Below are 13944 nucleotides of genomic sequence, written 5' to 3'. Positions count from 1 at the left end.
AGGGGGTTTATAAACTTTGCGTTTTTGTAACTAAACAGTAGTTAAACCAGTGGTTTTTTTTGTTGAGAGATATGAATAGTAAAGAAAAAGAGATAATAACAAAAAAATTATGGTTTAAGGCTAGCAACCACAGGTTTAACTGAAGCACTGGGTTTGGAAGAAAGATCAGTGAATGCTTTTTCTATTTCTTCCTGACTCCAACCAGTGTTCTCTTTGAGGATTTTAACTATGTCTGGATTGGATGTGCCCATGCTTTTTTCTTGCGCAACCCATTTTTTGAGGTCGTCGTAGTTGTAGGTGGGTTGTTTTTTATGATGGAAGTGATGTACCAACAAGATTAATACTGCTACAAGCAAGACAAATGAAGGGATACCTACGGCAATCATTTTCCCAGTTGTCCAGATTGACTTACTTGAAGTCGCTTCTGGTTTTTGCAGAGTTGGCGCTTTTGCTGCAGCACGCGGAGGTTGATATGCTGATCGTTCTTGTACTGAAGGGGGCACATACATTCCCGTTTCATCCATTACACACTCACGTCGATCGTCAGGAACTGAATCATAGGTAGCGCAAAGATGATCATCAACACAAGTTCTGGTCTGGAGACCATTGCTACATTCTGTCCATAATCCACAACGCCATGCTTCTACACAGGGTTCACACACACGAGTTTCTTCTTTTGCAGGAGCACAGCGGTTTTTATCAACACACTGACCTACTTGCGTAAGATCAGCGCGACAGATATCCCAAGTACAAGACCAATCGGAAACACAACGACGGCGTCCGCCTCCGCTACCACCGCCTCCTCCGCCCCCACTACTTTGAGGTTCTTGAACATTAGCTTGTTGAGCTTGACAGACACCATTTGTACAACTATGTCCAGCTGCGCAGTCAGCGTGACCGCCGCAGTTAGCAAGAACACATGCAGTATGAGACGCTTGTTCTAATGCAGGAGCGCATCTAAATCCGTGACCACAATTATTGCCAATACTTCCACAGTTGTCGTGGGTTAAACAGGCATCACCAACACCATCTGCATCAGTATCAACTTGATCTTCGTTGGTAATTAAAGGACAGTTATCGACTGCGTCAAGTGTTCCGTCTTCGTCACTATCAATTGCAGCGCCGCCAAGATCGATTGGAGCTGCTTCACAAACATTATTCTCATTACAAATTAAACCCTCGCCGCATTGTTGGTCGTTCTCACAGACTTGACCAGCCAGGTTAGGGATATTTTCTTCACAAACACCTTCTTGTGAGCAAATGAAACCTTCTTCACAATCTTCACTGGTTTCACACACTGCTGGTTGTTCGACACAAGCAGGTATAATCATGGTGATATAGGAATTCTCAACCACTGGTTCTAAACCATTGCCATTCTCATCAAGAGGAAGGAAGCGATTTTCTCCTGTAAGTGGAATAAATACAGATGAACTAACAATACCTAGATCAGCTTGTCTTTCGGGTGCAAAGCTAGTATAACTAAATTCAAGTTCTGATGATTGCGAGAATACGTTAAGGAATTGTAGACCATCATCGTCTTCTTGTAATCCAATAGTATATCTCTCGTCATCTAAGAGGGTTGCACCATTTATCAAATTAATATCCATCGATGTACTAATAGAGTTTCTATCTTCGTCAAAAGTGACACATCGTAAATTTTGAAGATCTTGGCTGTTAATGCTAACGTAACTACATCTTTCGCCGTTAGAAAGAGTGATCATATTATCAACACCAGTACCGCTTAAATCTAAGACTTTAACATCTATTCGACCATCGATGTTTTCAATAACTACTTTAGCTCCTCCAACAACACAAGCATTATCTATAACACATTCTCCGTCAACACACTCTCCGTCTTCGCAAGGAAGAGACTGCCAGAATAGACAAGCATTGATTGGATCGATCGCACAAGACTCGCGTCCTTCAAGTCCACATTGGGCTGATCCAAAGGCGTCACACCCATTTTCAGCGCATGCTTCAAACGAATGACAATTTTGATCTTCTCCTAAATAAAAGCCTTGGTTGCAGATACATGCATTATTGTCATCAATATTACCATTTTCACAGGCTCCGGGTTCGGCCCCTAAAGCGGGACCAATTGTGACAGTTACTTCTTGATTAAGAGGGGTTGTGAAAACATCTTCACCATTGTTGTAACCATGCAAGGAAACAAGACGAACAACAGACTCACCTTCTTGAAGAGGAGTGAGAGCGATTGTTGCTAAATAACTAGCGGGATCTTGATATAATTCATACACAAACGGAAGATGGGAAGTCTGTTTGAGAGTGATACGACCCTGTTCTTGTTGAACATTAAATGGAACAAGACTTTCTAACTGCGCTTGAGGAGTCGTTGCACGTTCAAATTGGGTGAGAAGAGTTCGAAGAGGCCCATACACTTCGTTTTCATAACGCTCGGCCACTCGGCCTGCTTGATCTGCATCAAAATCTTCACCTCTCTGCTCTTGTGCAAGAAACTCTTGGTGTTGTTGAACTATATCAGCATAATCAACGGGAAGCTGAGTAACGGTAGTGTCTACCTTTGAACCATATGTAACACCAGGTTGATTTTCCGGATCAACTAAAATAGCCATTGTGTCTTGTTGAGTAATAGTCATGAAATACTCACGTAAACGTTGTTTTATTTGTTCAGATTCAAGTGCCACCAGAGTAGACATTAGATGGTCTTTTATCAATCCTAATTGTTGTTCTCTGTCAATAAAACTTTGGGGATTAATTGTGAAAAATTCAGGATCGTATTCAACGACAATGGTTTGAGCATAGACATCAGCAGTGGGAATGCCAACAACAACTAAATCAAATTCTCCCACAGCATCAAGAACAACGGCACGGTCCAATACTGTTTCTGTCTGGTCTTCGAGACGCTCTTCTACGCTTTGAGAATACAACCCATAATCTCCTGGCGACCCAGGTTCAGTTTCTAACTCAGAACCAAACTTGATTGCTTGTCCTGCGAATTGTCCAGTAAAGAAATATGCAGCAAGACCAGCTAAGGCTATAATGAGGAGTGCAACTACAAGAATAATTGCGATACGCTTTCCCTTTTTAGGCTGTGGTTGAGCAGGGGCTGATGTTGAAGAAACCGAAGAGGTGACTTTTGTTACAGGAGCAATATACGGTTTTGTTACTGGTCGTGGAGCAGTCATGGATGTGTGAGACATAGTATTAGTGGTTGGCTTTGAGGAAGCTGGTGCCCGATGAGCATTTTGTGTTTTTAACGTACTCATTCTTCATCACACTCCCAATCTAGCACTGACATCAATTTTCTAAAGTCTGCAAATGTTACACAACTATCATTAGTCACGTCGCCTTCTCCCATTGCTTTGGGAACAGAGCAACTAAGATCAAAGTTTGCTGCAACTATCGATATGTCTTTAAGACCGACACACTGATCGTTATTGAGATCAAGATTTTCTGCCCCCTCGGGAGGTATAATCTCTTCAGGAACCCCGCCAGGAATTATTTCTGGTTCTTCTAGAACACAACGATTGATACTTTCATACCAGAAGTAACCAGCAAGCTGACAGGTCTCAGGATTAAGACACGCTTCAACATTACCATCTTCACAGGTGACTTGATTAAGTATTACTTCTTGATCTACTGCATTACATTGTTCATCATACCAATACAGATTTGCAGCCTCACAAAGTTCTTGAGTAGTACAAGGATCAAGATTAAATGGATTACATTCGTCTTCTAATGGCGCAAGTTGTGTATGACAAGAAGTATCATACCAAAATAAGCCAACACGTTCACATTCTTGTATTGAACTGCAGTATTGTAAAGCATCGGCAGCACATTCGCCATCATCAACGGAGGCTTCATTGTTAACTGCAGAAGGATCGCCATTACAAGTATTTACTGCATCTAAAGGACATTCATCGTCGGCATTAGCTACGCCGTCATTGTCCATATCAGGATCACACATATCACCATATCCATCATGGTCGAGATTAGATTGGTCAGGATTGACTACGTCAATACAACTATCTCGATGATCTGGAACACCATCAGCATCGGCATCGGCGGAATCATCTGCTGGATCACAGGCATCGCCAGCGTTGTCATTATCAATATCTGCTTGATTTACATTAGATACATGAGGACAATTATCAGTTTCATCTGGAACAGTATCACGATCTACGTCTCCTTCGAGAGGAGGTACCATCTCACAGGCATCACCGGCACCGTCCCCATCTTCAAAACCATTGCTATCTTCTTGAAGAGGATTGGCTATGCGTTCGCAGTTATCGTCAGCATTAGAGACACCATCATGATCAAAGTCCGTATCTTCTGGGGCATTAACTTCAACATCGCACACATCACCAATACCATCTAAATCAACATCTGCTTGATCGGAATTAGCAACATCACGACAATTATCATCGATATTTACTCTTCCGTCTTCATCTTTATCTTCTAACGCAGCAGGGTTAGGTTCACAGGCATCACCTACCCCATTACGATTTTGATCTTTTTGGCGGGCATTCGCAATATCATCACAGTTATCATTGCTCGCACAGAAGGTATCGCTATCAACATCAAGAGTGTCATCTTCACCAGTACAGATATCACAAACATTCCCAATACCATCGCGATCAGTATCTGCTTGGTTACCATTGGAATTAGCAGGGCAGTTGTCTACTGCATCAAGAATAGAGTCACCATCTGTGTCTGCATTAGGTCCAGGAACTGGTTCCCCTGCTGGAGCTTCAACGGCTAAATCATAGGATTCAACTACGAGATTAATATCGCCACTGGTTTCTAAATTGATTACATGCACATCCGAAGGCACTAATTGATAGTTTCCAGCAGCAGGAGAGGGAATTATTATTGTTGCAAGAATAACTTCTCCTGTAACAGCACGAGCATAATCTGCGGTTGCTTGTTCGAAGACCACAGTATTAACGTCTTCACAATACGAATCTTGGTAATCTACATCACCTGCAGCACCAAATATAGAAGAAGCTATTGCTTGCGTGATTGAATCAACACCATTGGTAAGAACTAATTGCTCTTGAGGATTTACACTACAAGTGACTCCAGAAGGAAGAGCTACTTTAAAATGAAACGCAACGGTTTGAGCAGCACCCACATTTGCTTTAAGATCGAAAAATTGAGCTGGAAGATCGGCAGGGTTCTCTGCCAAAACAAAACCGATAGTGTTTTGTGCACCTGCATAGGCTTGACCGGCAAATGTTTTGTTGTTTTCTACGAAAAAGAGAAAACCAAAGATTACAGTTAAAGCAAAAATGATTATCATGGCGACAAAAAATATTTTTCTTCCAGTATGTCGAGGAGCAAGAGGAACAGCTTCATTAGCGTGAGGGGGAAGACTATAATCAGGAGCCCCGCCAGGAAGTGAAGATGAGTGAGATGTTGAATACCTGTTGGTAAAATTGGTAGCCATAGAATTGGAGGTAGAAATAGAAGACGATTTTACTGTTGGTTTTGTATGAGACACAGGTTTAGATGAAGTAATATTACTCTTAGCAGCAACACCACTCTTAGCGACTCTTGATTTTGTTTTAGTGACCATCTTAATTTCTTCCTCGGCGATCATTTCGGACATGGTCTCGTTGAGATCTAATCCCTTGACTTGCAGCAATGCGAGCATCATCTCCCCCAAGACCTTCGGAGTTATATTCACGTAATTGAGCTAAAACCCCCTGTAAGAAGAGTTGATTTTCTGCAGTTACTGCATCGATAATATAATTATGACGTTGACGAGGTCCACGACCTTCCCCCTCTTCTTCTATTGTTGCTCTTGAGCCTTTGAATCCTCTTGCAAATAAAGAGACTCGTTTATAGGCAGGAGATTGAGCATAGATAGGTTGTTGTAAGACAATGTTGATCTGATCTAAAATAACATAATTACGAGCATTGAGCGCATCCACCGTAAATGCAGACATAGGGCAGGCATCTCCCACACCATCTCGATCGGCATCAGCTTGGTCTGGATTGACCCTTCCAGGACAATTATCACAAATATCTCCTACGCCGTCGCCATCATTATCAAGACGATCAGGACTTGCAACATCAGGACAGGTATCTACGTTGTCAGCGATGGCATCATGGTCCCGATCTTGGAATCCGCCAATAGTGCAGTCAGGAACAGCATCATGGTTTGCATCAATATTATCAGGGAATTGACCATTTTGAGCATAACTAATGAATGCCATAAGATCATTTAGATCTATTTCTGGACGACCTGGACTGCAATCCAAGTCTAAATTTTCAAGGAGACTACGATACATAGCACTATTAACAAGACAATCTGGTTTTGCGAGTAGATTAAATGCATCATTAAGACAAGCTACATCTGCTTGGTTAAATTGCCCATCACCATTAATATCTTCGTGAACAAAGCGAGGTCGTTGACCACACACATTTAGTGAACAATAAGAGGTTGAACAATCATCATCAGCATCGCATGATCCGCCTAGCGCCCATTTCCATTTTAGACCATCTGCAGTTAATGTACAGATAATCTCTTCTTCAGTGTTATCATCATTAGCAATGTCATTGAGATTGTTACAAATTCCATCAAATTGAGGTAACACCCTATCATTTAGGGGAAGAGGAATGCAGGCACCGTCAACGAGGTGTTGATCGGCAGGACAGGATAGAGGAACTTGCTGTGCAACACATGCACCATTTTGTAGGATAAATCCTGCATTACAGGTATATTCACATTTGCGTTGAGCAGTACACGCAGCAACGACCATGCGATTCGCACTATTAACTACTTGATCATCGCCAGCACATAAAGCAGCATTGGCAGGAACCGCCTCTTGGCATGCTGCCCATGCACCACTTGCACCGGAGACACGACAAACTGCAATACTAGGAGCATCACTAGGATCAGCATCATGTTTGTTGTAAGCAGGATTGTTGAGAGGACCACAACGATCCCAGTCATTGTTAGCACCGCAGATAAATGAAGAATCAGTAGGATGTATTGCACCAAACGGAATACATCGAGCTGCTGCACCAGTACCCATTACACAAGCTGTAGGACTTGGACAGCATAATTTTCTATTTAGAGGTTGAGGATACGGAGGGAAATCACTACACACCGCATTAGAATTTGGTGCAGCACAAGAAAGGGTTGCACGACAGGCTGCTTTTGGATCTGCAGCAGGAGGAGCAGCTGCTGCGGCTTGGACAGTAATAGGAAGTGAAGCTGGAAAATTTCCTGCGGCAAAAGAACGAGCGTCAACTTGGGGGTTTGTAATACCAATCACACCTTGACCGGCTTGTGTTCCTGTGATTTGAAATGTAAAGAGAACATAATCTCCTGCCCCAAGACGAGGAGGAGGATTGAGAGCAGGTACTGCGGCACGAAGCGAATAAGAAGATTGTTGACCATTTTGATTAAAGATATCCAACCCACCATTGGACCACGCTTGACCGCCAACAATAAGAGCAGGATGATTAATTGATACCGCAGAAACTAAAGCAGCAGTTTGGTAGGATCCCCCAATATTTAATGCTGAAACTGCCCCTCGATTTTGTTCATTAGGATTTTCTACAACACGAAGAACTAAATCCACATTTTTTACTTGGCCCGGGGTAAGAGTAAGAGAATTAATTTGTTGGCGGGTTGCTGTATCTTTAAACACAAGGCTGGAAGTAGCGAGAACGCTTGACGCAAGAACAGTAAGAATGATTACCGCAACTAGTAAGCGAAACAATTTCATCCATCAACACCTTCCTTTTCTGATTTGTACTTTTTTTTAGTTTATATACCTTTCTACCGTGGAGTACAGGCGTAGTCGAGATTAGGTAGAATTTGAGACATATCGTCAAAATTCACACAACCATTATGGTTAAGGTCACCAGCACGATTGCGATCTTGTGAAGCGAGATGACCTACACTAGGACAATTGTAATCAAGGCTAGGCAAAATTTGAGACATATCATCGAAATTCACACAGCCATCGTTGTTGAGATCACCAGGAACTACTGCAGCAGGTGCTGCTGGTTGAAAGTTATAACGAGTTCCATCACAGACATAAGTGTCACCTTGAGATTGGACACTAGATCCTTGAGCTGCTGCATCACAGACATACCAACCATAATTTTCGCTATTGGGGAGTTGGACACATAATGATTTAAAACTGCCTTCATAGATGGGATTACGTTCGGCAGAACAATCGACCCAACTATATCCCTCAATTTCCCCTCTAACCTCGTACATCCCGCACACATAATTTCCTCGTCGTTCCCCATTATGGGCTTCATCGCAGGTAAGAAGAGTGTTGTCAACATCACAGATTTTTACTGCATCTGGTGTGAGAGAACCATAAGGAATAGTTACTCCGGCTTCGCTACAAGACAAATCGTTTTGCACATTTGCTATTGCAGGCACTTCTTGGGTACAATCAACGCTTGCGTCACGAAAATCGCAGATAGCGCCAGTGCCTGTACATACGCCATTAGCCCAACGTACGTAAGGTTGAGTTACTTTCTGACAAAGACTTTGCATGAAAGCATTATCTGTGCCAAGAGGAGCAACAATGTATTGAGAAGAGATTAATTCTGGTCGAAAACGGCAGCTATTTTGTCCATCGCAACGAAAGACGCCAGAACATTTTGCAGATGTACACAGATCATTAGAGACCACTTTATCTGCTTGGATTTGGACTTTTTCGGAATTAGCTCCTAAGTCAATTGCTTTACCGCCAATGGTTTTGTTTAATGGATTAATATAGAAAAATGAGACTGCAACAATAATGAGTATAACTGTGACAATGAAAAAGATCTTGCTTTTAGATTGCATATCCACTCAAATCACCTTTTGAAGATTAAATGTATTTTTCATGGTTTAAATAGTTACTGGTCTACGTTCCGGAACAGTCAACGCGAAAGTGAGTAAGTAGAGACAATATAACCTCTTGAATTTGTTGTGCAGTTGCTGCAGGATTTGATGCTACTGCATGCGATGCAGCAACAACGTCATTAAAATTAATACATCCCTGTCGGGGATTTTCTACAGAGTCTTGCATGATTACACTGGCATCAACTTGACCGTTTTCAACGCCACCAGCAGAAACAACTAGATCTGGACTGTTTTGTGCAGGGACAAAAAGACGAATGGTTTCTGTTTTGGTAACAGGCGTACCTTCACGAGGGGCAGATTGTACTTGATTGTTAGCCCCATAGACGATTGGACTAGCATAAGGAGTAAGAGTAAGAGCAACTTGTTTTGATCCAACTCCTGCAGGCATAGTTAAAGAGACCTCAGCTACTTTTTGCTTTTGTCGAGCATTATCATGAAGTTTAAAGACTGAACGATAGTTGCCGCCCCACCCAATTCCAAAAGGTTGATTGAGACGAGCAGTAAATGCTGCTGCAGGATCTGATCCCACAGGACGAACTGTCCCAATACTAGGCAGAAAGTAGGTTAAGAAATTAGCTGATGCAGTGATTCCCTGATCTGAACGTATGATTGCACTCATTCCGTAGAGTTGTTCTCCTTGACCCCAGATTTCGCATGTTACATCTGAACCTGTACTTGCAGTATCAGGACAACGAAGATCGAAATCGAATGGAGGGATTTCTTGTTGTTGCACAGAGGGATTGACAATTCTTACTATTTTTGAGAAAGTGTGAATTGGGTTGACATCTTTAGCATTAACGCTACTTCCAAGTTGCATGCTCCATACAATACTGCCTTTTACATCAACGCGGACTTCAGAACTTTGTGTGTTGGCAGGAACATCAACAGAAACAGCGAATAGATGAGTGTTCCAAGGATAGAGAACTTGATGATCATTAGTCTGTTTGATCACTGATTGTGAAGTGCCCGCAGAAATTACTTGAGAATCAAATACTAGATTAGTACTTATTAAAGTAGAAAAGTCTTGATTTTGTTGATGAGGTGTTGTTTCAACGAAATATAAGAAAGAATATTGTGGATCAAAAGGAAGAGATCGAGAGTTAACCCTCATTTCACAACGTAGAGCTGTTCCTTTCACAACTGTTTCTGGACAAGTTATATAGACTGGATTTTTATTTTCGATACGATTCAAAGAAGGAGATGGAAACAATGTTGCATATGACCAACGTTGACCCACAACTACATCCTCATTATTTTGGTCACGTGCAGCATCAAAGAAAACATTAGGTAAACAGGAAGCACTTTCTAACCACAGTTCGTCCCCCTGACCATTTGCACGGGCATTTGATAATTTTTGATTATGGGTTACCCAGATGCATCCGTCCGTTTGATCGCATATTGCTTTAATATTTTTTGCTGCACAGGTAGAAAGACCATATTGATGATGGTCTCGAGAAGACAGAGGAACTGCAGCACTCACGCTTAAAGACATAATTAGACACAACATTAAGATTAACAAAAGTTTTGCAAAGTGTTGTTTCATACCCATTCCTCTTTTTTAAAATAGCTGAAATCTTTTACGTTTAAATATCTTTCTTGCTGTGTTTATGAGGTAAAGACAAAACATTGTCCTGCCAGAGAAAAAGTTGAAATGAGAAAGAGAGAGAGAGAGAGAAAAAAGAGGAGAGAAATTACGAGCAGACCACTGCAAAATGTTGAAGAATGGCGGTACGAGATGCTATTTCGAGATCTCCTGAAGGATCAGGAAGATTTGAAATGAGTCGTGAGATTTCAACAACATTGGTAAAATCGATGCAGGATTGCGAGGTTAAAAATGAGAGACGTCGAGATTGACGTTCTTGAATTGAAAGATCATTTTCTAGTGAAAAACGATTAATATCGTCTTTTAAAATAACATCTTTTACTTTTCCTTCTTTGAGAACAGTGAAGACCGGAACGGGGGAGGGAGAGTCTTGGTGCTGCGAAGGAGTTTGCAGGTATAAATGAGGCTCGCTTGTTTGAAACACTATTACATCTTCAAGATTATCTTGGTTCATATCTGCTGAATCCACATAATATGTTTTGAAATTGCGCGCATCCATTACGGTATCGGTAACTTCGATCCAACGAGGGAACTGCTGACCGGCAAGAGGACGTTGTTGGAGGTATACTCGTTCTTTAAATACTTGTTTGCCTTTGAATAAATCTTGCAGTCCGTCGCCATTAATATCTAAGAAAGTGATATCTTGAGTATGTCGTGCTGCGAGAGTAAAAAGATGGTGTCGTTCTGTTTCTGTTAATTCAGTATCAGGATCTGAGATAATATTTGCAGGAGGCACAAGGGTAAATGCACCACGATTTTGTAAAGTTCGGGTATATATCCAAACATCATTTTCAATATGCGATGGGATGGGATCACCTGGAAGAATTGTTCGAGGGATATAACGTACAAAAATGATTTCGTTCTCAGCATCACCCATGACATTTTCTACAATTAATTTGGAAGACAATGTTAAGTCCACCCCTGGGAAAAGATCAGTAATAATCTCATCACTAAACTGGGCCTGACCATTGTTGCGAAGCAAACGAACTCGACCATCTCGAGTTAACGAAATGATATCTGGATCGTTGTCTTTGTCAAAATCAAGGGTGATGGAAGAACGATCAGCCACATTAGTACCCCGAAATGGGATTTCAGATAAACTCCAACTATTGGCACCATTTGCACCAATTTGATTAAGGAAAAAACGTTCTTGTTTTCTAGGACCATAATTCATGAAGACGTCCTGACGTCCATCACCATTAAAATCTTGAATGATACACCCTTGCGCACCAAAGGGAACACGAGAATTGACGTTTCCTCGTAAAAACTGGAGATTCCACGTTTCTTTATTCACGCCATTTGCATCTTTTAAAAAATTGCTGATTAATGGATTTATACGAACGACGTTTCCGTTGGCGATTTCAACCCCATTTAACATATTTATTTTCTTGGGGGGTTCACTATGATCCAGAACCGTTTCAAAATTACCCTTAAACTGATCTTGGGGAATTTTGGAGGGAGTGTTGACGAACGAGCCATCACCTCGATTGAGAAGCAGCAGATTCTCAGAATTGCGGTAGGGTAAGACTAAATCTAGGTCACCATCATCATCTAAATCCCCCGTACAAGGAACGCCAGGATACGAAAGTTGAGTAGTATAATCTAAAGGAAGATCGAGTAAGTGCACTGCATCTTCCCACACTTCTTGCTGCGCTGCGTTACTTCTAAAATATTTGAATGGCGTGAGAAGAACATGACAGGAGGATGAACCTTCACCCACCATATCAGGATCAGTATCACCGATACCGCATTCAGAATATCCTTGGTTAGAAGAGAGGATGTCAGGAATATTATCATTGTTTAAATCAACAAGTTGCCCACTGGAAATTAAATTATCCGAACTATACGGAAAGGGATCTTTATCGGAACGAGGAAAAGCAGGTTCACGAGCATTGCCATTATGCAACAACGCCCTCGACTCCCCCGTCCCATATACTATGTCGGGAAAATTATCATTATTAAGATTAGCAAACACTACATCTTTCGTATGCATTTTTCCGTGTTTCCCTTGATAGATGGTTGAAACTGGCTGTGAGGTAAATCTATTTTGAGATTTAAGATAAAGAACAATAGAACAATCGTTAGTAGGGATGCGTGGTGTTGAAGGATTGGAGAATTCTAATTCACAACGAGTTTGATATGCCGCAAGATCTTTGTTATTATCGGCGTTGACATCAGCGCTAGCAAAAACAACCGGAGTTTGATCATCCAGAGGCAAACCACTTGCCCGATAGGTTGCAGAATCTTCTTCAAATGCAGGTGTTGGTTGTTGAGGGTTGCAAACACCTCTTGAGGAAATAATGTTTCGATACACCAGATTGTGTTCTCCCTTAAGCGACGCTACAAAATCTGTATCGCGGTCATTATCCCAATCATACGCTAGCAACTGCGTGGTGTGATGAAGGTTTTGCGGAAACTGAAAACACAGATCATAGAGAAACGAACGGGTGTTACTTCGTGCTTGAACTGGACGATTCATGAATATTCGATTAAGAGAACCTTGATTCACAAAACCTTCAGTGTGAACAGGAATAATTAAATCTTTAAATCCATCTTTGTCTAAGTCTTCAAGAAGAATCTTTCCCCCATCATTATTGAAACGTAAATAACGTAGAACCTCATTACTTCCATCGTCAGCAGTCCAGATTGATTCTATTCCTTGACCGGCGTTGCGGTTGTTAGGATGAGACCATTGAGTAGAAACATCGACTAAACGGTGCCTTCCATTTTCAAGTTTATGCTCATAGATCCCCACATACCCCCTATACGCAACAATAACATCATTGTCGCCATCTTGGTCGAGATCTTCAATAAGCACTTCTTTACCAATGGGAAATTCATAGGTTTGAGGAAGACGTGTCTCGTGTTGTATTATAGTTGGTTCCTGTGTCACATCACGAAAAGTTCCATCTGGTTGTTGAAATAAAAATGCAACACGTTGTTTATAGTTAGCTAATACTAAATCAAGACGATTATCTCCATTTACATCACCAAGAGCTACACTTACGGTTTGATAACCCGAGATAGTTCCAAGTCGACGCATACTTTCATCAGCAAATTGACCATTGCCTTTATTGATATAAATTCGTTCTGGCCAACCACGTATTTGATTTATCTCAGGATTGTCGTTTACATGTTCTTCATTTTCAGCAAAAACCAAATCCATTAATCCGTCGTTGTTAATGTCTCCCACGGCGATTCCATGAGCAGTATGACGATACGAAGGAAGTGATTTGGCCTCTTCTAATCGAGATAATGAGGATGAGTCGATGGAAGGATCAATGGCAGAGACGAGAGTAGTGGAAAAAAGGGCAGCTAAGAGGAAGATAACAGCGGCTAATACCCGGTTATTACTCTTCTTTTCAAAAAACATCCATTCACCTTCTCATTTTTTCTAATTAAATAAAGAAATTGAGATTAATAAGCCTTTTTGATTTGATTTTAAAGAGAACCAGTCACGAATTAGTGAAGAAAT

The 13944-nt window shown here is 41.4% G+C and carries 6 protein-coding genes; all 6 read right to left on the bottom strand.

Annotated features, from left to right (window positions below; translation table 11 throughout):
* Positions 1–107: 107 nt before the first annotated feature.
* Entirely contained in the window at positions 108–3248 is a 3141-nt protein-coding gene (locus HYV86_00450; protein MBI2572308.1) for a hypothetical protein, read from the bottom strand.
* The gene (locus HYV86_00445; protein ID MBI2572307.1) at positions 3245–5641 is read right to left on the bottom strand and encodes a thrombospondin type 3 repeat-containing protein; all 2397 of its coding nucleotides are present in this window, start codon (positions 5639–5641) and stop codon (positions 3245–3247) included. The genes HYV86_00450 and HYV86_00445 overlap by 4 nt, the downstream gene beginning before the upstream one ends.
* Positions 5562–7724 (bottom strand): hypothetical protein, encoded by a 2163-nt coding sequence (locus tag HYV86_00440; protein ID MBI2572306.1) that lies wholly within the window; start codon positions 7722–7724, stop codon positions 5562–5564. The genes HYV86_00445 and HYV86_00440 overlap by 80 nt, the downstream gene beginning before the upstream one ends.
* A 53-nt stretch (positions 7725–7777) precedes the next feature.
* Entirely contained in the window at positions 7778–8806 is a 1029-nt protein-coding gene (locus HYV86_00435; GenBank protein MBI2572305.1) for a hypothetical protein, read from the bottom strand.
* Positions 8807–8867: 61 nt separating this feature from the next.
* Complete coding sequence (locus HYV86_00430) at positions 8868–10409, bottom strand: hypothetical protein (GenBank protein ID MBI2572304.1); 1542 nt, start codon at positions 10407–10409, stop codon at positions 8868–8870.
* Between the two features lie 148 nt (positions 10410–10557).
* The gene (locus tag HYV86_00425) at positions 10558–13842 is read right to left on the bottom strand and encodes a VCBS repeat-containing protein (protein MBI2572303.1); all 3285 of its coding nucleotides are present in this window, start codon (positions 13840–13842) and stop codon (positions 10558–10560) included.
* Between the last annotated feature and the right edge of the window lie 102 nt (positions 13843–13944).

This window comes from Candidatus Woesearchaeota archaeon, assembly GCA_016188115.1.
GTDB lineage: Archaea > Nanobdellota > Nanobdellia > Woesearchaeales > GW2011-AR9 > JACPIK01.
This window is presented reverse-complemented; position numbering and strand designations above follow the sequence as displayed.